Genomic DNA, 24001 nt, shown 5'->3' with positions numbered 1-24001 from the left:
AGGCTATGCCACATCCAATGCCAGATATCGCCAACACCAGCGCGTCTTCAGTACATCATACGCTTGATTGGGTGGGTATGAGCGCCATTGAAATACCTTTAAAAATTGCGACAAAGGGCATGGCAGCAACCGTTATTAATGCCAAAGCACAAGCCTTTGTGAACTTAATTGACACCCATGCCAAGGGCATTCACATGTCGCGCTTATTTTTGGCACTGGACCAACTTTCTAATGAGCCCAGCGTAACTCCTGCGCAACTCAAAACAACCCTTGATGCGTTTATCAGCTCCCATGACGATATTAGCGATAGAGCGCGACTCAGCCTCAGTTTTGAGCTTCCATTGCGCCGCAGTGCGTTGCTAAGCGATAACAGCGGCTGGAAATTCTATCCCATCACCTTAGACATGCAGTTAAATCAAGGGCAGCTGCGTGTTGAAGCCGGTGTTGAAGTAACCTACTCGTCTACTTGCCCCTGTTCAGCAGCCCTTGCAAGGCAATTGATTCAAGAAAACTTTAAACGCGACTTTGACGCCGAGAACTTGAACTTTGAACAAGTGCTAAAGTGGCTGGGCACAACAGAGGGGATCAGCGCCACCCCCCACTCTCAACGTTCCGTCGCACAAACCAAGGTGTTATTGGATGCACAGCTTGGCGAATTTGACTTCGTCGCCATCATCGATGAAATTGAGCAAACACTAAAAACCCCCGTGCAAACCGCCGTGAAACGAGAAGACGAGCAAGAGTTTGCACGATTAAATGGCGCCAATTTGATGTTTTGTGAAGATGCCGCTCGTAAGGTGAAAGCAGCGTTAGATGAGCGGGCAGACGTGCTCGATTTTTGGGTTCGCATTAACCACTATGAATCGCTTCACGCCCATGACGCCGTAGCTATCACGACCAAAGGCCTGCCCCAGGGTTATCAACCCTAACCAATTCAATTTTAGGCACGCTTATTGCTTTGATGTAAGCGTGTCAAAAATTCGTTTTGGAGTAAAAAATGGAATTCGCGCTTTTATCTATATTGGTGCTGGTTGTTGTTGCTTCCGTGGTGGCTTCCAAGTTCACTGATAATAACGAAAACCCTTATCCTTTCGTTCGTAAAAAAGAGATCTATACGCAGGTTGAGAGCGCCTTTCTATCGCTTCTAGAGCGAGCGGTTGGCGATAACTACCGGATCGTCAGCCGAGTCAAATTAGCAGATGTCATTGATTGCAAGGCAGGACTTTCTAGCAAATCACGGCGTATTGCCATGACTAAAACTAAGAATAAACAACTCGACTATGTATTGTTAGATAAACAGAAAATGACCATAGTCGCCGCCGTGGATCTGGTCAATAATGCCAATAAAGACGGCCACAAGGCACAGCGCGATTGGTTTGTTAGCGGTGCCCTAGAAACCGCCGGTATTCCTCATATTCGTATGAAAGTAAAAAGTGGCTACCGCGTTGAAGACGTACGTAACGCCATTTTATTTAAGATTGGCAAACCAGAAACAGCAACAAAACGCAAACCGACGCGCACGCCAACGCGCCCAGCAGTGCTCTCGCCTTCGCAAGCCAAAGCGCAGACTAGCGGCTCAGCTATCGCTACATCGACCCAACTTGCAGAGATCTAATTAAGCCAATGCCATATTAAAACAGCCTTTGATATACTAAGGGCTGTTTTTGCTAATTAATCAGAGATGCTATGAAAGTAGGTATTATTGGCGCCATGGAGCCAGAAATCGCGATTTTGCGTGAACGCATGAGCGACGTAGAAACTCACCAACACGGTGGTTTTACTTTTTACCATGGGCAACTCAATACTCAGACTGTGACTATAGTGCAATCAGGGATAGGTAAAGTCGCTGCCACCGTTGCAACCACCTTGTTGATCGACCACTTTCACCCTGATTGCGTTATCAATACAGGTTCAGCGGGCGGTTTTGACCAGCGTTTAGAAGTGGGTGATGTAGCTATTGCCAGCGAGCTACGCCACCATGACGTCGATGTTACCGCATTTGGTTACGAGTATGGCCAAGTACCACAAATGCCAGCGGCTTATGAGTCCCACCCACAATTGATACAAGTGGCCGAGCAATCAATTTCACAGCTACAACAGTGTCAGTCGTTGGTTGGCTTAGTGTGTACAGGCGATTCATTTATGTGTGATCCTGAACGCATTGATGTAACACGCAAACAATTTCCAGCGATGCTTGCCGTGGAAATGGAAGGTGCCGCAATCGCTCAAGCCTGCTACTTACTTGATACGGCCTTTGTGGTTATCCGCTCACTGTCTGATATCGCCGGCAAAGAGTCGCCGCATTCATTCGAAGAATACTTAGAAGTCGCATCGAAGAATTCATCGGCTATGGTGATGGCGATGCTAACGAAACTTGATGGTGTCACCCTATAGATGCTGGTTGAGGCGCTAAGTGCTCAGCTTAGTTTGCTGTTATTACTTGCAGCCATTGCTTGCGAGCGTTGGCTGCCGCTCTCTCCTTGGTATCACCCTTTTACCCTGGCGCGCCTGGGCTTCAACAATTTAGTTAAACGCACTTTCAATCCGCAAGATAGTGTTAGCTACCACCTACTGATAGCCATACTGTCACTGGCTCTGTGTGTGTTGTTGCCGCTGACATTAATCGCGCTGTTCTCCCATTTAGTTTACTACCCAGAGGCATTATCTGCGCTCTTGCTCTACCTGAGCCTAGACTCCCACACAATCCGCAGCAAAAGCACGCGTATTGCTTTGGCATTAAAGCAGCAACGTAAATCACTCGCTCGGGCACTACTAGCAACTATTGTGGTACGTGATTGTGGGCGTTTGAATAGTCAGGGGGTCGCCAAAGCTTGCATTGAGAGTGTGGTGCTGCGCATGCTTCATACCTACTTTGCACCACTGTTGCTGTATTGTTTATTTGGCGGCATAGCTGCCCTCGCCTACAGTTTAACGTGGACTCTGCACACGGCCATGCGCAAGCATGCTTTGCCATCGAGTCCTTATCTCTACGCCAGTAAATGGTTACTAACTCTTTGCTGTGTAGCGGCCCTAGTAATGTACTTGCTACCGCTGGCGATGATGACCCAACAGCGTAAACTATGGCGTTACTTGCGGATATATGGCCGGCACTTTTATCACCGCGTTAGCGGGTTTACTCTCAGTGTTTTCAGTGCATTATTGCAAGTACAGCTTGGCGGGCCAGCCTTTTATCAAGGCCATCGTTTTGAGCGCATGCGTATTGGTGTGGATCATTTGCCTGATGACAAAACAATCAAAGCAACATTGAAATATATTGACGGTGTTAACATGCTTTGGCTGGCGGTTATAGCACTTAGCCACATAGCGTGGGCGTAAAAAAAGCCGCTTTAAGCGGCTTTTTCTGTAGTATCAATTCTTAGGCAAGAGTCACTTTTGCAAAGCGACGTTTACCAACCTGGTAAACTTCGGTGCTGCCTTTAGCCACCATTTGCTTGCTATCTGTTACCTTGGTTTCGCCATTAATTTTCACAGCACCCTGTTTAATCATGCGAATCGCTTCTGAAGTGCTAGCCACAAGCTGGGCTTCCTTAAGCAAGGCGGTGATCATCATCTCATCGCCATCACATTCAATGGTTAGCTCGTTAATATCATCAGGCAGCGCGTTTTTAGAGAAACGCTTGGTAAAATCTGCGTGAGCTTGCTCAGCCGCTTGCTCATCATGGAAACGCGCAATGATCTCTTTCGCTAAGGCAATTTTGATATCACGCGGATTCGCGCCGTTGCTGACTTGCTCCTTCAACTCCGCAATTTGCTCAAGTGACTTGGTACTAAGCAACTCATAGTAACGCCACATAAGATCATCGGAGATAGACATCATTTTGCCAAACATATCGTTAGCAGAGTCAGTAATTCCTATGTAGTTACCCAGAGACTTAGACATTTTCTGCACGCCATCAGTGCCCTCAAGCAACGGCATCATTAGCACTGTTTGTGGCTTTTGCCCTTCGTCTTTTTGCAGTTCACGGCCCATCAACAGATTAAAACGCTGATCGGTGCCACCAAGCTCAACATCGGCCTCAAGTGCGACTGAATCCCACCCCTGCACTAACGGATACAAAAACTCGTGAATGGCGATGGATTGACCACTTGCATAACGTTTTTTAAAGTCATCGCGCTCGAGCATGCGTGCTACGGTTTGGCGAGCAGCTAACTTTATCATTCCTGCGGTGCCTAGCTTTTCCATCCATTGCGAGTTAAATGCAATGGTGGTTTTTTCTGGATCGAGGATTTTAAAGACTTGCTCTTTATAGGTTTCGGCGTTAGCTAACACATCTTCACGGGTCAAAGGTTTACGAGTCACGTTTTTACCCGTTGGATCGCCTATCATTCCAGTAAAGTCGCCAATTAAAAAGATCACTTCATGGCCAAGGTCCTGAAACGTTTTTAGCTTATTAATAAGCACCGTATGACCTAAATGTAAATCTGGTGCTGTAGGATCAAACCCAGCTTTAATTCGTAGCTTTTTCCCTGACTTAAGGCGTTCAGCGAGTTCTTCCTCAAGTAAAATTTCCTCAGCACCGCGTTTAATTTCTGCCAGCGCTGTCTGCAAGTCTGTCATTTATTTCTCCGATAAAAAAATGTGCTAACCGCGCGATTCTAGCGCAATTCGCGCCGGGTTTAAATGCACAAAATACTGGTATTTGCCCTTTATAACGTATATGCTCAGCCTTTGGTTAGATTTGTTTTCCTTAACAACAGAAAAAGGTAGGTTATGGTAAACGTGGTTCACAAGCTCCCCAAAAAACACAAATTGCTCATTGTGGGCTTTCTTGTCACGATTATTGCCCTGATGTTGATACCTACGGAAAGAGCCACAGCATCAAAGGATAACGACGCAAAGCCATTGGAAGTGGGTAAGCGTTACGAGCTTCAAGTTAAGCTTGAGGAAGACGAACAAATCACCGATTTGAACTCCCCCGAGCAAGCTCAGACTTTACCAACCTATGAGCACACCGATTACCAAGTACGTAACGGTGACAACCTTGCCCTGATTTTTAAACGTGCAGGCTTCTCCGCGCAAACCTTGTATAAATTGGTTAATACCAATGAAGAAACGAAAAAACTAACCAAAATTCACCCAGGTGAAGTGTTAAGTTTTGCAAAAAACGACAAGGGTGAGTTGCAGCAGCTCAAATATGTACTGAGCAAAACCGACACCTTGTTTGTTACGCTTAACGAAGAGGGACGCTACGATACCTCTATCGACTCCAAAGAAATTGAAACCCTCACTAAAACAGCGTCTGGTACAGTCAATGGCAGCCTATGGACAGCCGGTATCTCGGCAGGGCTAAGTGAGAAGCAAATTATGAACTTTGCCACCATCTTTGGCTGGGACGTGGATTTTGCCAACGATCTGCGTAAAGGCGATCAGTTTAGCTTGCTGTATGAAACACACCACGTTGACGGCGAGTATATTGGCACAGGGAAAATCATCGCTGCTGAATTTATCAACCAAGGCGAACGTTATGCCGCAGTGCGCCACACTGATGGTAACTTCTACACGCCTGAAGGTCGAAGCATGAAAAAAGCCTTCTTACGAGCGCCAGTTAATTTTAAATACATCAGTTCAAGCTTTAATCCGCGTCGCCTCCATCCAGTAACTAAAACGGTGAAGCCACACCGTGGTATTGATTACGCCGCGCGCACAGGTACGCCCGTGGTAGCCGCCGGTAACGGCAAAGTTATTAAAGCAGGTTACAGCCGTTTTAATGGTAATTATGTGTTCATTAAACACGGCAATACCTATGTAACTAAGTACTTGCACTTAAATAAACGCAAAGTAAAAAATGGCCAAAAAGTGAAACAAGGTCAGCTTATTGGCACTGTCGGAGCCACCGGTCGCGTTACCGGCCCCCACTTACACTATGAGTTCCTTGTAAACGGTGTACATCGTAATCCTCGTACCGTTGAACTGCCAAAATCTGAGCCGCTTCCCGCTGGCGAATTAGCCAAGTTCAAACCAGTAGCCGATACACTGCTTGCGCAGCTGGTTAGAGAGCGAGAAATGCAGCTGGCGATGAACTAATCATCGACATAAAAAAGCACCTTAGGGTGCTTTTTTTATGTCTGCTATATCACAAGTCCTTACCTAAATAACATATAAAGCAATTGCACCACTAAGCTTATGCCAACGAGTGGCAAGATATACTTGCGAAAGCGCATCATTTTATTGAGCCCTAACTGATGTTGGTAGCGCTCTAGTAACGGCACCAAAATAGCCAGCGAAACAAATAATACAATGATGATGATAATAGCGTTCATAGCCGCTCCCTATTTTGACTGTTATGGCTAGCCATGGACTGCTTTGTTAGTCCCAGCTCATGCTCTAGCATGCACTTATAACACTTAATCGCAAAACTATGAAACTGGCCTCAGCCATAAAAAAGCGCGCCCCACCGAATTCGAATAGGACGCGCAAATGGCTAGGAAGTGCCTAAATAGATAAATTTCTCGGCAGAGGTTAGCCCACCAAAGCCAGTAAAATACCTGCAGCCACAGCGCTACCAAGGACGCCAGCAACGTTTGGCCCCATGGCATGCATCAATAAAAAGTTATGTGGGTTGTTTTCCAAGCCAACCTTATTGACCACGCGAGCAGCCATAGGCACAGCAGATACACCTGCTGCCCCTACTAAGGGGTTAATGGGTGATGACGATAATCTATTCAGCCCTTTTGCCATGAATACACCTGACGCCGTGCCAATAGAAAATGCCAAAGCCCCTAACGCTAGAATACCAATGGTTTCCACCGTCAGAAATTGCTCAGCAGCTAGCTTTGAGCCCACTGCTAGGCCAAGGAAAATAGTCGTTATATTGATCAGCTCATTCTGCGCTGTGCTACTGAGCCTATCGACAACACCTGACTCACGCATTAAGTTGCCCAAACAGAACATTCCCACCAACGGCGTTGCTGCCGGTAAAAACATCGCAGTTAACGCCAGAACCATAAGTGGAAAAATAATTTTTTCCTTTTTTGAAACCGCTCGTAACTGCGGCATCTCAATTTTACGCTCTTGCTCGGAGGTTAATGCTCGCATGATGGGTGGCTGGATAATGGGCACTAATGCCATATAAGAATACGCCGCCACTGCGATAGCACCGAGCAAGTCCGGGGCTAATTTAGAGGCTAAGAAAATAGCAGTCGGACCATCGGCACCGCCAATGATGGCGATAGCAGATGCATCTTTGAGTGTGAATTCAAAGCCCGGCACAAAGTTCAAAGCAATAGCACCAAACAAGGTCGCAAAAATACCAAATTGCGCCGCAGCGCCCAGAAGTAGCATTCGCGGGTTCGCGATCAACGCGCTAAAGTCGGTAAGTGCCCCCACCCCCATAAAGATAAGCAGCGGAAAGACGCCGGAGTCAATGCCTATGTAATACACGTAATACAGAATGCCACCAGGGTCTGCCATACCAGCCACGGGGATATTTGTTAATATTGCCCCGAAGCCAATTGGCACCAATAGTAATGGTTCAAAATTACGCGCTATCGCCAAATATAACAGCCCACAACCGACTAAGATCATCACCAGTTGAGCGACGGAAAAGTTGGCAATACCGGTGGCATGCCAGAGATTTAATACTCCTTCCATACCCCCTCCTAAACCAATGCAATTAAGGCATCGCCAGCGCTCACGGAGTCACCTTCACGCACTAACACATCACTGACCTCACCGCCGTGCAATGCGCGCACTTCAGTTTCCATCTTCATCGCTTCCATGATCATAACCACATCACCTTCACTCACGTGCTGACCAGGTTTGACTAAAACCTTGAAAACGTTGCCCGTTAGCGGTGCATTCAGCGTTTCCCCGCCACTAATCGCAGCCGACTGCGGTGGGTTTTCACCTTCACCCTCAACAGCACGCACACTCTCCAACTCACCACCAGGGGCAACGACGACATCATAGGCCTGACCATCGACACTAATACTATAACGCTCTGGCCCTTGCTTTGTCGGTGCCGCCTTTGTCACAGCCTTTGGCTGCTCCTGCTCGGCGCTGGGCGCTGGCTCGAAAGCATCAGGGTTATTTCGATTCGCTAAGAATTTTAAACCGATTTGCGGGAATAGTGCATAGGTTAAAACGTCATCAACTACCTCGTCTGCTAACTCGAGCTTTTGCTCTTTCGCATGAGCATCTAGTTCCTCCGTCAGCTTGTCTAGCTCAGGCTCAATGAGGTCGGCAGGACGGCAACTAATTGCCTCTGCACCTTCTAAAACACGCTGTTGCAATTGGCTATCTACCGGTGCGGGTGTTGCTCCATACTCACCTTTAAGAACGCCTGCGGTTTCCTTAGTAATAGATTTGTAGCGCTCACCGGTAAGCACATTCAACACGGCTTGAGTGCCAACAATTTGTGAGGTGGGGGTGACCAAAGGTAAGTAGCCTAAGTCTTTGCGGACTTTGGGGATTTCTTTGAGTACCTCGTCTAACTTATCGCCTGCGTTTTGCTCTTTTAACTGGTTTTCCATATTTGTAAGCATGCCACCGGGCACTTGCGCTAATAGGATGCGGCCATCAACGCCTTTCAAGCTACCTTCAAATTGCGCATACTTCTTACGTACTTCCCTAAAATAAGCCGCAATTTCCTCGAGTAACGTTTGGTCCAAACCGGTATCACGCGGGGTATCCTCGACAATAGCAACCAAGGTCTCGGTGGCGCTGTGACCATAGGTTTGACTCATACTAGAAACTGCCGTATCAAGCATATCAATGCCGGCATCAATAGCCTTTTGGTAGGTTGCAGTGCTTAGTCCTGTGGTCGCATGGCATTGCATAGCAATGGGTAAAGACACGGTTTCCTTTAAGCCACGGATCAATTTATCGGCATCATAGGGCTTTAACAGCCCTGCCATATCTTTAATGCAAATAGAATGACAACCCATATCTTCTAGGCGCTTGGCCTGATCTAACCACATATCCAGCGTGTGGACCGGTGAAACGGTGTAAGAGATAGTGCCTTGCGCATGGGCGCCAATATTTACAGCGGCTTTGATTGCCGTCTCTAAATTACGCACATCATTCATCGCATCAAAGATACGAAACACATCAACGCCGTTGGCGTGAGCGCGCTCGACAAACTTAGTCACAACATCGTCACTGTAATGGCGATAACCGAGTAAGTTCTGACCACGCAGTAGCATTTGCTGTTTAGTATTAGGCATCGCCGCTTTCAAGGCGCGGATACGATGCCAAGGGTCTTCACCTAAATAACGGATACAGGAGTCAAAGGTGGCCCCACCCCATGACTCCATTGACCAAAACCCAACCTGATCAAGCTTATCAGCGATCGGGAGCATATCCTCTAAGCGCATGCGTGTTGCTAATAAAGATTGATGCGCGTCTCGCAGTACTAATTCGGTAAGCTTTAACTTAGACATAATTGACCCTTATTATTGCTTCTTATACTGATGCACAGCCGCAGCAATAGCTGCAATATGCGCCTTTGAAGGGCGCTTACTGTGATGCTTGGTAGTGGCGCTAGCTTGTTGATTGGCTTGTGCTTGTTCTGTATCGGCAAAGATATATGACATTAGACGTAAAGCGCCTATCAATATGAGTAGAAATACAAAGACCACCACCATACCAGTCGCCATAAGCCAAGCGGCTTCAATTAACAATGCTGTAATATCCATGCTCACCCCAGTGCAAATCTAGTTACTTTTTATTGATATTTAACCAACACCATATCAAAAAAAAAGAGAATGTCTACATAAGTGTAAATTGGTAATACCAATATTTATAACCTAGAAATTCTTGGAAGGAGACTTAAAAACCGCCAACAATACCGTTGTTTTAGCTTTATAGATAATAAAAATAGCGGATATAAATAAAATCTATACGAGAAAAAATCATCTTCATTAGCCATGAATGATGCTGAGAACTTCAAAACAGATAATTGGTCATACCAAGTTTAATTTTACATTGTTTACGTTGAGGGTTTTTGTTCTATTTTTTGACTCTAAGTCATTGGCAGGTTTGAACAAATCGGACTAAGCTTATGACGCTAAATAGGAACAACCGCAGTTTGATTGGCCCTGAAGTATTAGTCGTACTAATAACTAGGGAGAAAAACAATGTTAAAATCTAAACTGGCGCTGTCGCTACAAGTAGCGCTCGGCGTAGGTATTTCTTCATTCGTTATGCCTCAAGCACTCGCTGCGGGGGATGAAGAAGCCAAGGATATCGAGGTCATTGCCATCACTGGTAGTCGTATTCGCCAGCCTGGCGCTGTCTCAGCCAGCCCCATCACGTCCATTGGCGAGAAAGAGCTGCGCTTCCAACAAGAACCTGAAGTAGAGCAAATTCTTCGTACTTTACCATCCACTATTCCCGGTGACGGCAGTAACGTGAACAACGGCTCTGGCGGTGCAGCAACGGTCAACTTAAGAGGCTTGGGTTCTCAGCGTTCATTGATACTGGTTAATGGCCGGCGAATGATCCCATATAACTACAACGGTTCGGTAGATACCTCGGTGATCCCTTCAGCACTGGTAGAGCGCATCGATGTAGTTACTGGTGGTGCTTCGGCCGTTTATGGCTCTGATGCCATTGCCGGGGCGGTTAACTTTGTCCTTAAAGATAATTTTGAAGGGATAGCCTTAGACACCTCGCACCAGCAAACAGACGAAAGTGACGGCGATAAAAGTAATATATCGCTTACCATCGGTTCTAACCTCGCTGATGACAGAGGTAACGTCGTACTCTCATTGGACTGGATGAAGCGTGACCAAGTGCTCCTTGGCGATCGTCCGTTGGGTTTACTTGGTATCGAAACCGCATCAGGCGCTAACTATGAGCAGTTCCTCAATGGTCAACCGCCCGTTCCAGCGCCCTCTGAGTGTGAGGCCCCTAACTCAGTAGAAAGTGGTGGTTCTACAACGGCCATGCCCACACGCTTTGGTATTGTCGGAGCGGGTACCGCAGGCCAATTTAGAAATGATGGCACACTTGCTGCCGATACCTGTAGCGTGTTCAACTTCAACCCCTACAACTTCTATCAGACACCGTCCGAGCGCTATTCAGGTACGGCTCTCGCTCGTTACAACCTCACCGACGATCATGAAGTTTATTCATCACTCACTTACAGCTCGATCTCGGTAGATACACAGGTTGCGCCATCAGGCACATTTGGTGCTAGTTTCGAATTGCCCCTATTTAACCCGTTAATTGGCGATCAAGCACAGCAATTTATGATTGATACGGGCAACAACGCGCTCGCTGATGGTCTCTTAAGTGACAGTAACTGGAATGATGTCAACGGCAATGGCGTCGTCGACTCTGAGGACTATTTAACTGTGCAGTTACGTCGGCGTACACTCGAACTCGGCCCCCGTACAGAGCGCTACGACACCTCGTTGTTCCAGTTTGTCACTGGCGTGAAAGGTTATGTGTTTGACGACTGGGAGTATGATGTTAGTTTCCAATATGGTGAGTCCAACCGTACCACCGTACGCGGTGGCTACACCAACCTAACTAACATCCAAAATGCCCTTGAAACCGAAGACGGTGTCACCTGCTTAAACGGCGACCCAACGTGCGTACCCATCAACCTGTTTGGTGGCTTTGGCACCATTACCGATGAAATGGCCGGTTATGCTACAGCTATTGCATTACAGCAGCAAAAGTACAGCCAGCGTATCGCAACTGCGACCATCAATGGTCCGATTGAGTTTATTGAAGTGCCGGGCGCCGGCGCACCGCTATCGATGAGCTTTGGTTACGAGTACCGCAAAGAAAAAGGCTTATTTGAGCCTGATGAATGTTTGAAACTTGCACCAGCGAGCTGTCAGGGTGGTGCTGGAGGTAACCAGTTGCCTATTGAAGGTGGCTTCAGTGTTGATGAGCTGTTCATGGAAGGTTACTTGCCAGTCTTAGACGGTATGGCATTTGCTGATACGCTTGATGTGGAGTTTGGTTTCCGTTGGGCAGACTACGATACCGTGGGCTCTAATGAAACCTGGAAGCTTGGTTTCAACTGGCGCCCAGTTAGCAGCGTATTAGTACGTGTTATGCAACAGCAAGCGACGCGAGCTCCGAACGTGGGTGAAATCGCCTCTCCTGTGGTAACTGGCCTTGATAACGCGACTAGCGACCCTTGCTCGGTTGCCAACGCCGGTAACATCAGCGCTGAACTGCGCCAGCTGTGTATTTCCACTGGCATGACCGATGCGCAAGTGGGTAACGTGCAAGATGTGATATCAGGTCAAGTGCAAGTGATCTCCGGAAGCGATCCACTTAATCCACCTGACGCTGAAGAAGCAAGCACCTTTACAGCAGGTATTGTTTGGACTCCAGAGTTCGATACCTTGCAAAACTTCACTATCAGTTTAGATTACTATGATATTGATATTGATGACATCATCGGCGAGTTTTCAGCACAAGAAATCCTCGATGCCTGTTACAAGTTAGGTGATGCACAAGAGTGTGCCAAAATACAACGTGTGGGTGGCGATTTGACCGTTGCTGGTGCCGGGATTGAACAATTCACTACCAACCTCAAGAACTTGACCGCTGAGGGGGTTGAACTGGGCTTCAATTTCTTCGTGCCACTTGAGGACATGGGTGAGCTGCAGTTCTCAGGAACCATCAACAAGTATCTAACTCAAGAATCGCAAAGCTCTGATACAGCGCGAATTATCGACTGTAAAGGGTATTACAGTGCCAGCTGTGATCCCCTCGCAGAGATGCGCTGGGTGCAACGTACTACGTGGGCGATGGACGACTTTACCCTGTCATTGCAGTGGCGTCACATTGACGGCATTGACGCAGAGCCAGTCGTTGCCGACGATTACTTCCCAGAGTTTAGAAGTATCGATTCCTACGATTACTTTGACTTGTATGCCAATTATCACCTTACCGATAATATCACCGCAAGTTTAGGTATAGATAACCTGTTCGAGAAAGATCCACCGGTTGTGGGTAATGAGGCAGGTGATACCAGCTCTAACTCGGGTAACACGTTCCCAAGTAACTATGACGTGCTTGGTCGCAAGTTTAAACTGGGCCTAAGGTTCCAGTTCTAATTCGCAGTGTTAACAAAAGCCGCGCCTAGCGCGGCTTTTTTATGCTTACCTGCCGCAGCAGCTAACCGTCATCTTCACAGCGAGGAATAGCGCTAGTTGTCAATAAGGGGGACACCTGAAAAGGCTGTGCTGAATCTACATTAACGGTTACATGAGCAATATCTAAAACCTGAAAATCGCCAGGTGCATTAAGATGCCAAAGCTGCGACTGACGCTGTGAAAAACAAAATTCACTGGTATCGCCATGCACCACTAAAATAGGATAATCACTGTGTTGAGCGAGCTTATCTAAGTACTGACGATAGACAGCAAAGCCATCACATTTTCGGTTATTGTCACTGCACACTCCCTGACCGCTACTTGAGCGAAAGATATCCGCTTGAAAAAAGACAACCATGGCGGTTAGGTTTTTATCAGCATGGCGTTTTAGCCATTGAATATTATGCTGATCTCGCTTTTTAACAGCCTGCAGCGCTTGTTTTTTATGAGACTTAAGAATTTGCGCACGACCATTATTGGTACCTACCACATGCACAGTCAGGTACTGCACTTGCTCTATTCGCCAAGCCTGGTTTTCGGGCAGCTCAGGCTGGCGTTCATAGCCGGGTAAGGCGACTGTATGAACAGCGAATTCTTTCCGTATAAAGCTTAGTCTCTCTAGCTCATCATAGCGTGTGCTAAGCCCTTTCCTATCGCAGTCGGTCCAATCATTGTCACCCGGTGTGTAGACAAAGGGCCGCTCACTAAGATTAGATAACAGCTGGTAGTTGCCGCGCAGAACATGATCGGTGCAAGCGACAGCTCCAGCCTTAATATCGCCGACGTGGACAATAAAATGATGTGGGGTTTGCCGCACGCCTTGATATAATGGCCCTGCAGGTGGGGTGAGCAGCGCTTCATCGATAGGAGAATATGGCATATCGCCAAAGACCAAAAATTGGTGTTGGGCGCCAACCGTAGTGCTGAAAAGCGCGGCCGTTAATGCCATAAAAATCGCGCGCATACCTGCCTCTATATTAATCAAGTTCGTATAACGAGTACTATGAATTACCACACTAGCTATATTTTAGATAAAGACTACTACCACGAAAGCTTTGAGCAGTCTTTGCCCTTCAGCCATCGCCGCCAACTCAAATATCCACTGGTGCTCTTACTCGTAGGACTCGCTCTTTTTAGCATGTTCAAGTTGCAAAATAACTACCTTGGTTATTTTTTGTTTGCTTTAGCTATTTTAGAAGTGGTTGCCTACAAATATCAGCAACCTTGGTGGGTGGCACGACAGCGATTAACAAGAGCTGCTGGAAATGAAGTAACGCTACGGGTTGATGAGCAAGGAATTAGTACCGAGATTAATGCCCATAAGAAGCAATACTCATGGCCACAAATTAAAGAGGTATTGAGTACGCAGAAGGGAATAATTATTGTCACCGATAAGGGAGCTAGGCACTATTTTCCTGCACGAGTGCTCAATGAGGAAGTGATTGCATTTATCTTTGATAAAAATAAAGCCACTTGATAGTGGCTTTTATGAATTCGTTTATTTATGCGTTGCCCGGATTTGAGTCCGATTTTTCGGCTTGGATTCGCATGTAAATCTCTTCGCGGTGAACAGACACATCCTTTGGTGCATTCACACCGATACGCACTTGGTTACCCTTAACGCCTAAAACAGTCACTGTGACTTCATCACCAATCATTAAGGTTTCACCAACTCGACGAGTAAGAATTAGCATTCGCTTGCTCCCATAGTTCCAAATTAGTAAAAAATTCCGTCTCCGGCATTCTAAAGAATAATCACTCTAAAAGTAAGTAAAACTTAAAAGCGATTATTCACTTGCCGTTAAAAAAGCCGCATGTAATGCACGTACGCCCAATTCCAAGTACTTTCTTTCAATAAGAACTGAAAGCTTTATTTCTCCTGAGCTAGCGACGACTACATCAATATTTTCATCGGCTAACACGCGAAAAAATCGCCCCGTAATTGGCGTGTTCGTTTTTATCCCTGCGCCAACTATAGACAACATGGCGAGGTCGTCACGACTATCTATTTTGGCCCCGCTTAAAGCATCACTTTCTTGCAATAAACTCATTGCTTGTTGCAACTCTAAGCTGGGTACACTTATAGCATAGTCTACTTTTCCAACTTTTTGATTAACTTGGTTAATCATGTCTATTTCGATGCCTTTTTCAGCCAAGAGTTCCACTATATTTGCTAAAGTAGAACCATCGTTTGAGCAATCATTTATAAAGATAAGCGCTTGCTCACGCTTGGAGGCAATTCCCGAAACAGTCTGTTGTTGCATACCTTCATCCTCGTAATCAACGCGCGTCCCTTCCCCAACACTAAAGCTGGATAACACTCGCAATGGCATTTTATAATGCGCAGCCGCTTCCACTGCACGAATATGCAATACCTTCGCGCCTAAACTAGCCATCTCTAGCATGACCTGCACTGACACGCTCGACAGCTTCCATGCCCCAGGTTCGATACGAGGATCAGTCGTATATACGCCGTCAACGTCGGTATAGATCTGACATTCTTGAGCATTTATCGCAGCGGCAATGGCCACTGCCGAAGTGTCGCTACCGCCGCGCCCCAGAGTGGTAATATTTCCTTCCAAATCACGGCCTTGAAACCCTGCTGCGATAACAATGCGACCATGTTCAATTTCTTGACGTAAGCGGGCACTGTTGATGTCATTGATACGTGCTTTGGTAAAGAGGTTGTCGGTGCGAATACCCAGTTGATCGCCCAACAGGCTGATGGCGGGGTAGCCTCGGCGGATCAGTGCCATCGCTAGAAGACTGGCACTTACTTGCTCTCCGGTACTGACTAATGCATCAAGTTCACGAGGACTGGGGGAGCTATCAACTTGCTCAGCTAACGCTAATAATCGATTGGTTTCGCCTGACATTGCTGACACCACAGCCACAATGTGGTGGCCCTGCTGACGTTGGCGAATAATGATATCGGCGACGGCCTCAATACGCTCAATCGAGCCTACCGAGGTGCCGCCAAACTTTTGAACTAACAGTGCCACGAATAAATACGCGCCTGTTGTTTATCCACGTTCACTCACCCATGCTTGAACACTGGCCAGTGCGCTATCTAAGTGCTCTGGTTGCGAGCCACCGGCTTGTGCCATATCAGGGCGACCGCCACCTTTACCACCAACTTGTGCCGCCATATGGTTAACCAACTCTCCGGCTTTAAACTGACCAGTAAGATCTTTGGTGACGCCAGCAATTAAACTGACTTTTTCGCCGTTGGCAACGCCTAAAGCAATAATGCCTGAACCCATTTTGTTCTTCAGGTCATCAACCATACCACGCAGCGCTTTGCTCTCGGTGCCAGCAACGTTCGCCACAAGCAGCTTAACGCCGTTTACATCAATAGCACTATCAAGCAACGAGGCGCCCGCTGCACTGGCGAGCTTGTCATTAAGCTGCGCCACCTGCTTTTCAAGGCCTTTGCTACGCTCAATTAAACCCGATACTTTATCAAGCACCGAGGCATTATCCGCTTTGAGTAATGCCGCTATTTGCGCCAGTTTGTTCTCTTGCTCAGCAACATAATTCAATGCATCATCACCGGTGACCGCTTCAATACGGCGTACACCAGCGGCAATACCCGCCTCTGAGACGATTTTAAATAAGCCGATGTCGCCAGTGCGCTGCACGTGGGTACCACCACACAGCTCGATAGAGTAGTCACCAATGCTCACGACACGTACTTCATCGTCATACTTCTCGCCGAATAGCGCCATAGCGCCCTTTGCTTTTGCCTCATCAATGGCCATCAGTTCAGTTTGCAAAGCAAAATTACGACGAATTTCAATATTCACTTGTTGTTCGATGCGTTGTAGTTGCTCACGCGTGACGCCCTCAAAATGAGAGAAATCAAAACGCATACGATCAGGCTCAACCAAGGAGCCTTTTTGGTTTACATGCTCACCCAACTCTTGGCGCAATGCTTCGTGAATAAGGTGGGTTGCAGTGTGGTTTTTCTTAATGCGGTCACGGCGCTCAGCATCGATACGCGCATCCACTTTATCGTTCACCCCCATTTGCCCACTTACTTTGCCGTAGTGCGCAATGGCATTGCCGAGTTTTTGTGTATCGGTAACAATAAACTCTCCATTACCGGCTTTCAGCACGCCGGTGTCACCCACCTGACCGCCTGACTCAGCATAAAATGGCGTACGATCAAGTATCACGATACCTTCTTGACCATCTTCCAATACCGATACCTTATCGCCAGCAGCGAACAACTCGACCACAGTGCCGCTGTAATGCTCGGCTTCATAACCCTTGAAGTCGCTCGACTTATCAGAGCGCAGTTGCGTGTTGTAATCAGCGCCAAACTTGCCAGCTTGTTGTGCTTTTTTACGTTGCACATCCATACACTGCTGGAAACCACGCTCATCAATGGTCATAAAACGTTCACGAGCGACATCAGCGGTTAAGTCCGCTGGAAAGCCATAGGTATCATAGAGCTTGAATACCACATCGCCGGGAATAACATCGCCTTCTAGGGCGCTTAAGTGTTCTTCCAAAATAGCCAAGCCGCGTTCTAGAGTTTTGCCAAATTGCTCTTCTTCAATACGCAGTACTTTTTCAATAATGCTCTGGTGTTTGGCAAGCTCAGGGTATGCATCCCCCATCTGTTCAATCAGCGCACCCACCAGTTGGTGGAAGAAGGTGCCTTTTGCCCCCAGTTTGTTGCCGTGGCGCACAGCGCGACGAATAATACGACGCAACACGTAACCGCGTCCTTCATTCGAAGGCATGACACCATCTAGCACCAAAAACGCACACGAACGGATATGGTCGGCAATAACCCGCAATGATTTATCTTCTAAATCCTGCGCATTCGTCACTTTTGCTGCCGCTTGGATTAACGCTTGGAATAGGTCAATTTCATAGTTTGAATGCACGCCCTGCATAATGGCGGCGATACGCTCAAGACCCATGCCTGTATCAATAGATGGGTTAGGTAAGGCTTCCATCGTGCCATCGGCATGGCGGTTATATTGCATGAAAACCAAGTTCCAAATCTCAATATAACGGTCACCATCTTCTTCTGGCGTCCCTGGTGGACCGCCCCAGACTTCTTCACCATGATCGTAGAAAATTTCCGAGCACGGACCGCACGGACCGGTATCGCCCATGGACCAGAAGTTATCTTTTTCACCAATGCGAGAGACGCGGTCAGCTGGCACGCCAATTTTGTTAATCCAAATATCGGCGGCTTCATCATCTTCGGTAAACACCGTCACCCACAGCTTCTCTTTAGGCAAGCCGAGCTCTTCGGTCAAAAAAGTCCAAGCAAATTGAATAGCTTGCTCTTTGAAATAATCTCCAAAGCTAAAGTTACCGAGCATTTCAAAAAAGGTATGGTGACGGGCAGTGTAACCAACATTTTCTAAGTCGTTGTGTTTACCACCTGCGCGGACACAACGTTGGGCGCTGGTCGCTCGCGTATAGGGGCGCTTTTCCGCGCCCAAAAATACATCTTTAAAAGGCACCATGCCGGCGTTGTTAAACAACAACGTTGGATCAGTACCAGGAATTAATGAAGCCGAAGGCACAATTTGGTGTTGGTGCTTGGCAAAATAGTCTAAGAACTTTTGTCTTAGCTGTGCGGTCGTCAAATGCTGCATTGCGTTTTTCTCACTCGTCATTCGCTTCACTTGCAAGTGCAAATTCTATCTGTTGGTAGTCAAACCCACGCGCTGTTAAATAACGCATGCGCTTAGCTTTTTCTTTGTAATCTAATTGTTTATCTGTTGTCCGGAACTTCCGGGTATAAGCTTCTAGAGCGAGTTCAAACCAATCTATGTCTAAGGCATCGATGGCTTCGCTAACTTGCTCTTTTGCCAGCCCCTTTTGCTGCGCATCAGCCATAATGCGTCGCGGGCCATGGCGCTTGTCCGCAGCGCGACGGACAAAACCGGCACAAAACCGGTTGTCATCTAAGAACCCATGTTGCTCACACCAGTCCAGTAATTCGCAGCTAAACGCCTGCGGCACTTGGCGCTGGCTTAACTTGCGCTCTAATTCTTTGCGGCTGTAGTCCTGTCGTCCTAACAGCCACAGAACGTAATTTTTTTGCTTTTGCTTTTCGCTATCGTCCATTAGGCGTCAAACCGACCATTGTCGGTGGTGTCGCTAATGGCATTAACATGCGGCGCTGTGGGTGCATCCTGCTCGCCCAGTTGCGGCGCAAAAATCGCCTGAAACGCCACCAGAAGGCTAATGTAGCAAATCGGCATTAGAACCAGAAGAGGAATAAAGGACAATACTGCACACAACAGCATCAAAACACCCATAATAAGCCCGTACACCGTCATCGCTGCGGCATTATGATAAAACGCCATCAAGCTGGCTTTCATCACCGCCCACATCGACGTGTGGCCGCCAAAAAACACTAATGGTATGGCAAATGCAAAGGCGCACAGGTAAATACTGGTTATTACCAAAAACAAGGCTAACGAAGGAAATGACAGGCTTTGTGCTAATAGCTGTAGCGCCTGCTCTGGGTTCATGTTCGGGTCACTCACCACCGCAGCCATATCCGCAAATAACACGCTAGCTAGCAAGCCTAGTAAGATCCCCGCACCCATTTGGTACAAGCCGACCCGGAACAAGCCCATACGTCGGCCTTTTTGTGAAAACACATCGATGATGTCGGCAAAGGCAACGTTTTTCCCCTGCTGGCGCGCAAGTGCTGACTGATAAAAACCAGCCATTAGAAAAGGCGTCGCCAGCGCGGCTGGAATCTTCAACAGCGGTACCACCAGCCCAACTAACCCTAAAACAGCAATGAGCAGGTACATAAACATAAAAGTGAAAGGCTGCTTGGCAAATATATCCAATCCCTGCTTTATCCAGCGCCCGCCAGCTTTGGCGCTATGTACGCGAATTTCTATAGCCATGATGACTGCGTTTCCTCTTTCTTTGCGTCGTGCTTTATGGTTTTTGTATTTTTTTGATATCGAGCATGTGCGAGCCATGCTTAATTTTGGTTTCTAAGTATGCTTGGTTTCCCGTTAAGCCCACCTTAATATGCGCCGACGTGCCCACGACAGCTTTCACATCGATGCCATTATCAGCTAACGCACTGAGTTTTTTAGGATTATTAGTCATCAGTTTGACCTGCGTCACAGCCAACGCCTTAAGCATGAGTACCGCATCGGAAAACTCACGCAAATCATCAGCAAAGCCCAAGTGGTTGTTGGCTTCATAGGTGTTCATACCTTGAGACTGTAAAACATAGGCGTCGAGCTTATTGTACAACCCTATGCCTCGCCCCTCTTGACGCAGGTATAACAATATTCCGCCCTGTTGGTGCATTAATTCGATACTTTCATTGAGCTGCTCACCGCAGTCACAACGACTGGAGTGGAAAACGTCGCCGGTTAAACACTCAGAGTGCATGCGAATAAGCGGTGTCTGTTGATGCTTGTCCGCCTCATTAAAAATTAGTGCAACATGCTCTTGGCCATCTTTTAGCCCAGAAAATGAGACAATTTCTGCCGGGATATCACTGTTTTTGCCCACATTTAATTGGACCCTAGCTCTTACTTCAGCCACGACGACTCACTCTTTTATAAAAAACAACTGTGATAGTATAACAAGCCGCTGCTCAGAATCAGCCGCTATATGCTTTTAAATGGGGCTATATTAACACGAAACAACAATACCAAGCGATGGCTAATCAAGGGAAACATGTGCTCAATACGGTGGTGGTAGCCGTATACATAAATGGTGATTGTGCTGGCGGGAAGCTGAAAACCTTGCAGCCAGTGGATGCTCGCGACTATGATCACCCTTAACACTACGCGTTGTGCCAAAGTGGAATAGGTCATACACACTTGGTGTCATCGCTTTGTAAACGACTAATCACGCCAACAACAGGGGCTATTATGATAAAAACAATCGCATCACAACTCACTGCATTCGGGGTATCGCTGGCCTTCGCCTTGTGCACCCTCGTTTTTGCACCCGCACTGCACGCTGAGTCAGCACAGACGGTTACGCAGCAACAACTTATGGCGGATAGGTTCAGTGCCACGCCAATGACGCTGCTTGATGTGCGCTCAAAACAAGAGTATCAGCAAGGACATATCAAAGGTGCGGTAAACATCCCCCATAGCGAGATTGTTGAAAATGGCGCCACACTCAACAAAGACACAGCCATTGTGGTGTATTGTCGCAGTGGTCGTCGCGCAGGTATTGCTCTGGAGGCGCTCAAAAAGCAAGGCTTTACCCAGCTATACCACTTAGAGGGTGATTTCTTAAAATGGCAACAAGCCGAACTACCTTTAATTAACCAGCAGTAATCAACGCGCTGAGCGGCAGCCTTTGCTGCCGACTCATGTGATTAACTTGGGCAAGAAACAGTTCCGCAGTGGCCAACGCATCGCTCAACGCATTGTGTTCCCGATAAACCGGCAACTGGTAGCGACGCCGACAGGCACTGAGCGATAATGCATCAAGCGCCACTTCCGTGCCCTGCCGCGCTAAACGGCGTTGCTCAATTTTCAGGGTATCCAACGTCAAGTAACGAAACTTTTGCCCCTGCTGTTTGTAAGCGCAACGCAAAAAACGCTCATCGAGCAAAGCATTATGGAACACTAAAATACTGTCTTCGCAGACAGCATCAAAAGCGGTCAGTATCGCCGCCATGGAATCGCCCTCGCTGATTAAACGCGACGCGGTGATACCGTGATAAATGGGCGATTGCGCTAGCTGCGACACCCCACTGTGCAACATATGGGCACTTTGGCGCGGGCAAATACGTTGATTTTCGATCACCACCCACGCCATGGATACAATTTCATGCTCCTTAGGGTTTAAGCCTGTTAGCTCTAAATCCACCACCACATATCGATGACGATGCCAACTATCAGTAAAGCCAAAATGGTCTTGGCCAAACATCGCTTTGAGCTTTTGCCACCATGCGTAAGTCATAATTACAAACTCCCTCGCGCGAACTTAAAGCTCGCCGCCTGCTGGGCTTGGCGCACCAAGTAAAATGCCTCTTTAAGTTGGTGGCGCTCGAGCGACGTTAAGGTATCGGGGTTAATGCAGTTACTTGGCACCGGCTCTTTATCCAGCTGAGCTTTAAGACGCAATTGCGTTAAATAGCGCCAGCAGTCTTTTAAATCAAAAATGTCTTTTTTCGATAACTGCCGAGTTTTTATCAGCGCATCCAAGCGCTCTAGGGTATTGGCACTGCGGATACCCTCTTGCAGTGCATACAGGCGAACAATGTCGTTAATAATCACAATACCGCGCTTTTTCAGGTCGATAAACTTGTGATGCTGGGCGTCGGTTTGCGTTTTTAGTTGATGGAACAGTCCGATAGGCACCGAATTTTGGTTCAGCTCACTGGCCAGAGCCCGGTAAAAAAGCTGATCGCGGTTTTGCTTGCCAAGCGACGTTGTAAATGCCGCAAACAAATCACTGGAGCCGGTGATAAAGCGAATATCAAAGAAGATTTTACAGTTGAGCATGGCCTCAGGCGTGGGACTACCGAGCCAGCGAGCAAACTTTTCTAACCAGGCCGATATCGATAGCCGACATTGCGGATTACTGGCCATGATGTTCCCTGGGCAGCGGACAATGCCGCAAACATCGAGCTGCTCACACACAAACTCGCCCATGCCACGAAAATAATCAGCCTCAGCATCGCTCAATTGGTCGGGCAACAGCAAACCATTATCTTGATCAGAGTGCAGCGTTTGTTCTTCCCGTGCTTGTGAGCCGAAGCAAATCCAGCTAAAACGCTTAGGCGCATCGCCATGGCGTTGTTGGTATAATTGAATCAATCGCGTGGTCAACGCATCACTAATACCACTAAGTAGCTTACCCACCAAGGTGGTGTCTTCGATATGATAAGCAAAGCTATCGAGTAGACTCGGTACCTCACCGGCATAGCGTTTTAAATCGGCAACCCCCGCCGCCTTATAAATGCGACCGATGAGCTGCACGGGATCGCTTTTTTGCTGCCGTAATAAGTCGGTCGCGGTCACCATGCCCACCGGCTGATGCGCCTCGTTCAGTACCGGCAAATGGTGAATATTGTGCTTGAGCATTAAATGCATAGCCGAAAATACCCGGTTATTCTCGAAAATGTATTTAGGGTGGGCGGTCATAATGGCTTGCAAAGGTTGCTCAGGGTCCACCCCTGCTGCCAGAACTCGAGTGCGCAAGTCGCGGTCGGTGACCACCCCGAGCAACTTGGTGTCTTCGCTGTGGGTTACCATAATCGATGACACCCGCTGGTCACTCATCAGTTGGGCGCATTGCCTAATACTGGCCTCAGGGCCCAGAGTAACGGCTTGGCGAGTCATCAGTTCGGCTATTTTACGTTCTGACCAGCTATCACTGTGGTGTTGATATTTCGATGACAATAGGCGATTCGAGTGTGCACGGACAAAGTACTGCTCAAAGGGTTTATATTCGTGGCGCAAATAATCAAAACTGGACTGACTGAGAATATATACCAGAGCTTCCTGCTTTATCTCGATACGGTTTTTAATGGCCTCACCGCTGAGTAGCGATGGATAGCCGAAGTAATCACCCGCACTTAAGCGCGCGACCGCTTCTCCGCTTGGTGCGACGATTTCTAGGCTACCGCTGCGAATAAGAAATAGTTTTGGGTCGTCAGAATCAAGCCACTGATGCTGGTTCTCTCGCGTGACATAAATAACTTCAAGGTGATGACAAAAGTATTCACAGGCAGAGCGCTCTAACGTATTAAACGGGGCCTGTTCAATGACAAAATCGATAATATCTTGATGCTGTGGGCTCACTATCCACACCTCAACTGATCACTGCTGTGTCTACCTACTGCTTAGCGTGTTGGCCAACCATAGATAAACACCGCATCCTGCATATAGCTTAAATCTAGGCCGAAAACAGCGACAAAAAAAGCCCGACCTTG

General features: G+C 47.5%; 22 protein-coding genes. 8 read left to right on the top strand and 14 right to left on the bottom strand.

Going from position 1 to position 24001, the window contains the following annotated elements:
- The first annotated feature begins 5 nt into the window (after positions 1–5).
- From folE2 to MHM94_RS09785, 4 genes are all read left to right on the top strand, one after another.
- Complete coding sequence (folE2, locus tag MHM94_RS09800; protein ID WP_151172349.1) at positions 6–929, top strand: GTP cyclohydrolase FolE2; 924 nt, start codon at positions 6–8, stop codon at positions 927–929.
- A gap of 68 nt (positions 930–997) precedes the next feature.
- Positions 998–1615 carry a DUF2726 domain-containing protein gene (locus tag MHM94_RS09795; protein ID WP_022944141.1) on the top strand — a complete coding sequence of 206 codons (618 nt, stop codon included), beginning with the start codon at positions 998–1000 and terminating at the stop codon, positions 1613–1615.
- 71 nt (positions 1616–1686) lie between these two features.
- On the top strand, positions 1687–2394 hold the full coding sequence (gene mtnN / locus MHM94_RS09790) for a 5'-methylthioadenosine/S-adenosylhomocysteine nucleosidase (protein ID WP_235419845.1): 708 nt from the start codon (positions 1687–1689) through the stop codon (positions 2392–2394).
- Positions 2395–3336, top strand: a complete 942-nt coding sequence (locus tag MHM94_RS09785) for a cobalamin biosynthesis protein (RefSeq protein WP_235419844.1) — start codon at positions 2395–2397, stop codon at positions 3334–3336. It abuts the gene before it with no gap.
- Positions 3337–3376: 40 nt separating this feature from the next.
- On the opposite strand, the gene tyrS is transcribed toward MHM94_RS09785, so the two are convergent.
- The gene (gene tyrS / locus MHM94_RS09780) at positions 3377–4579 is read right to left on the bottom strand and encodes a tyrosine--tRNA ligase (RefSeq protein WP_045978528.1); all 1203 of its coding nucleotides are present in this window, start codon (positions 4577–4579) and stop codon (positions 3377–3379) included.
- A gap of 153 nt (positions 4580–4732) precedes the next feature.
- Between tyrS and MHM94_RS09775 the strand changes: the two genes are divergently transcribed.
- Positions 4733–6046, top strand: coding sequence for a peptidoglycan DD-metalloendopeptidase family protein (locus MHM94_RS09775; RefSeq protein ID WP_022944145.1), 1314 nt, complete (start codon positions 4733–4735; stop codon positions 6044–6046).
- 59 nt (positions 6047–6105) lie between these two features.
- Here MHM94_RS09775 and MHM94_RS09770 read toward each other — a convergent pair whose 3' ends face one another.
- The 4 genes from MHM94_RS09770 to MHM94_RS09755 form a co-directional block, all read right to left on the bottom strand.
- Positions 6106–6282 carry a hypothetical protein gene (locus MHM94_RS09770; RefSeq protein WP_022946927.1) on the bottom strand — a complete coding sequence of 59 codons (177 nt, stop codon included), beginning with the start codon at positions 6280–6282 and terminating at the stop codon, positions 6106–6108.
- A gap of 199 nt (positions 6283–6481) precedes the next feature.
- Positions 6482–7612, bottom strand: a complete 1131-nt coding sequence (locus MHM94_RS09765; RefSeq protein ID WP_022946928.1) for a sodium ion-translocating decarboxylase subunit beta — start codon at positions 7610–7612, stop codon at positions 6482–6484.
- A gap of 8 nt (positions 7613–7620) precedes the next feature.
- Entirely contained in the window at positions 7621–9402 is a 1782-nt protein-coding gene (oadA, locus tag MHM94_RS09760; protein ID WP_235419843.1) for a sodium-extruding oxaloacetate decarboxylase subunit alpha, read from the bottom strand.
- A gap of 12 nt (positions 9403–9414) precedes the next feature.
- Positions 9415–9657, bottom strand: a complete 243-nt coding sequence (locus MHM94_RS09755; protein ID WP_235419842.1) for an OadG family transporter subunit — start codon at positions 9655–9657, stop codon at positions 9415–9417.
- Between the two features lie 441 nt (positions 9658–10098).
- On the opposite strand from MHM94_RS09755, the gene MHM94_RS09750 reads away from it, so the two are divergent.
- Positions 10099–13047, top strand: a complete 2949-nt coding sequence (locus MHM94_RS09750) for a TonB-dependent receptor (protein WP_022946931.1) — start codon at positions 10099–10101, stop codon at positions 13045–13047.
- A gap of 61 nt (positions 13048–13108) precedes the next feature.
- On the opposite strand, the gene MHM94_RS09745 is transcribed toward MHM94_RS09750, so the two are convergent.
- A complete protein-coding gene (locus tag MHM94_RS09745) occupies positions 13109–14050 on the bottom strand; it encodes a hypothetical protein (RefSeq protein ID WP_235419841.1) in 942 nt (313 codons plus the stop codon).
- Positions 14051–14089: 39 nt separating this feature from the next.
- Between MHM94_RS09745 and MHM94_RS09740 the strand changes: the two genes are divergently transcribed.
- Positions 14090–14563, top strand: a complete 474-nt coding sequence (locus tag MHM94_RS09740) for a YcxB family protein (RefSeq protein ID WP_138587894.1) — start codon at positions 14090–14092, stop codon at positions 14561–14563.
- A 25-nt stretch (positions 14564–14588) separates the two neighbouring features.
- Here the strand turns inward: MHM94_RS09740 and csrA are convergent, their stop codons facing one another.
- The 6 genes from csrA to ribA all read right to left on the bottom strand — a co-directional run bounded on the left by csrA (position 14589) and on the right by ribA (position 20643).
- Positions 14589–14780 carry a carbon storage regulator CsrA gene (csrA, locus tag MHM94_RS09735; protein ID WP_022946934.1) on the bottom strand — a complete coding sequence of 64 codons (192 nt, stop codon included), beginning with the start codon at positions 14778–14780 and terminating at the stop codon, positions 14589–14591.
- A 93-nt stretch (positions 14781–14873) separates the two neighbouring features.
- Positions 14874–16088, bottom strand: coding sequence for an aspartate kinase (locus MHM94_RS09730; protein ID WP_022946935.1), 1215 nt, complete (start codon positions 16086–16088; stop codon positions 14874–14876).
- Between the two features lie 21 nt (positions 16089–16109).
- Positions 16110–18710, bottom strand: coding sequence for an alanine--tRNA ligase (gene alaS, locus MHM94_RS09725; RefSeq protein ID WP_045978616.1), 2601 nt, complete (start codon positions 18708–18710; stop codon positions 16110–16112).
- A 10-nt stretch (positions 18711–18720) separates the two neighbouring features.
- On the bottom strand, positions 18721–19185 hold the full coding sequence (locus MHM94_RS09720) for a regulatory protein RecX (protein ID WP_022946937.1): 465 nt from the start codon (positions 19183–19185) through the stop codon (positions 18721–18723).
- Positions 19185–19985, bottom strand: a complete 801-nt coding sequence (locus MHM94_RS09715; protein ID WP_235419840.1) for a BPSS1780 family membrane protein — start codon at positions 19983–19985, stop codon at positions 19185–19187. Before MHM94_RS09715 ends, MHM94_RS09720 begins: the two co-directional genes overlap by 1 nt.
- 34 nt (positions 19986–20019) lie before the next feature.
- Entirely contained in the window at positions 20020–20643 is a 624-nt protein-coding gene (gene ribA, locus MHM94_RS09710) for a GTP cyclohydrolase II (RefSeq protein WP_022946939.1), read from the bottom strand.
- Positions 20644–20975: 332 nt separating this feature from the next.
- Between ribA and MHM94_RS09705 the strand changes: the two genes are divergently transcribed.
- On the top strand, positions 20976–21392 hold the full coding sequence (locus tag MHM94_RS09705) for a rhodanese-like domain-containing protein (protein WP_235419839.1): 417 nt from the start codon (positions 20976–20978) through the stop codon (positions 21390–21392).
- Here MHM94_RS09705 and MHM94_RS09700 read toward each other — a convergent pair.
- Together MHM94_RS09700 and MHM94_RS09695 are read right to left on the bottom strand one after the other, a co-directional pair.
- Positions 21379–22023, bottom strand: coding sequence for a 3'-5' exonuclease (locus MHM94_RS09700; protein ID WP_235419838.1), 645 nt, complete (start codon positions 22021–22023; stop codon positions 21379–21381). The genes MHM94_RS09705 and MHM94_RS09700 overlap by 14 nt on opposite strands.
- 2 nt (positions 22024–22025) lie before the next feature.
- Positions 22026–23870, bottom strand: coding sequence for a DUF294 nucleotidyltransferase-like domain-containing protein (locus tag MHM94_RS09695; protein ID WP_152441112.1), 1845 nt, complete (start codon positions 23868–23870; stop codon positions 22026–22028).
- Positions 23871–24001: the final 131 nt, after the last annotated feature.

It is taken from the genome of Pseudoalteromonas sp. CNAT2-18.1, assembly GCF_022347865.1.
In the GTDB taxonomy this organism is placed as follows: domain Bacteria; phylum Pseudomonadota; class Gammaproteobacteria; order Enterobacterales; family Alteromonadaceae; genus Pseudoalteromonas; species Pseudoalteromonas ruthenica.
The sequence above is the reverse complement of the archived record's forward strand: the minus strand, read 5'-3'. Positions and strand labels throughout refer to the sequence as shown.

Coding starts and splice junctions, on each gene's coding strand:
- MHM94_RS09775 (WP_022944145.1), top strand. CDS start 4,733: ATGGTAAACGTGGTTCACAAGCTCCCCAAAAAACACAAATTGCTCATT.
- MHM94_RS09720 (WP_022946937.1), bottom strand. CDS start 19,185: ATGGACGATAGCGAAAAGCAAAAGCAAAAAAATTACGTTCTGTGGCTG.
- MHM94_RS09795 (WP_022944141.1), top strand. CDS start 998: ATGGAATTCGCGCTTTTATCTATATTGGTGCTGGTTGTTGTTGCTTCC.
- MHM94_RS09715 (WP_235419840.1), bottom strand. CDS start 19,985: ATGGCTATAGAAATTCGCGTACATAGCGCCAAAGCTGGCGGGCGCTGG.
- csrA (WP_022946934.1), bottom strand. CDS start 14,780: ATGCTAATTCTTACTCGTCGAGTTGGTGAAACCTTAATGATTGGTGAT.
- mtnN (WP_235419845.1), top strand. CDS start 1,687: ATGAAAGTAGGTATTATTGGCGCCATGGAGCCAGAAATCGCGATTTTG.
- MHM94_RS09765 (WP_022946928.1), bottom strand. CDS start 7,612: ATGGAAGGAGTATTAAATCTCTGGCATGCCACCGGTATTGCCAACTTT.
- MHM94_RS09785 (WP_235419844.1), top strand. CDS start 2,395: ATGCTGGTTGAGGCGCTAAGTGCTCAGCTTAGTTTGCTGTTATTACTT.
- MHM94_RS09755 (WP_235419842.1), bottom strand. CDS start 9,657: ATGGATATTACAGCATTGTTAATTGAAGCCGCTTGGCTTATGGCGACT.
- MHM94_RS09700 (WP_235419838.1), bottom strand. CDS start 22,023: ATGACTTACGCATGGTGGCAAAAGCTCAAAGCGATGTTTGGCCAAGAC.
- folE2 (WP_151172349.1), top strand. CDS start 6: ATGCCACATCCAATGCCAGATATCGCCAACACCAGCGCGTCTTCAGTA.
- oadA (WP_235419843.1), bottom strand. CDS start 9,402: ATGTCTAAGTTAAAGCTTACCGAATTAGTACTGCGAGACGCGCATCAA.
- MHM94_RS09705 (WP_235419839.1), top strand. CDS start 20,976: ATGATAAAAACAATCGCATCACAACTCACTGCATTCGGGGTATCGCTG.
- MHM94_RS09750 (WP_022946931.1), top strand. CDS start 10,099: ATGTTAAAATCTAAACTGGCGCTGTCGCTACAAGTAGCGCTCGGCGTA.
- MHM94_RS09745 (WP_235419841.1), bottom strand. CDS start 14,050: ATGCGCGCGATTTTTATGGCATTAACGGCCGCGCTTTTCAGCACTACG.
- MHM94_RS09740 (WP_138587894.1), top strand. CDS start 14,090: ATGAATTACCACACTAGCTATATTTTAGATAAAGACTACTACCACGAA.
- MHM94_RS09770 (WP_022946927.1), bottom strand. CDS start 6,282: ATGAACGCTATTATCATCATCATTGTATTATTTGTTTCGCTGGCTATT.
- tyrS (WP_045978528.1), bottom strand. CDS start 4,579: ATGACAGACTTGCAGACAGCGCTGGCAGAAATTAAACGCGGTGCTGAG.
- alaS (WP_045978616.1), bottom strand. CDS start 18,710: ATGCAGCATTTGACGACCGCACAGCTAAGACAAAAGTTCTTAGACTAT.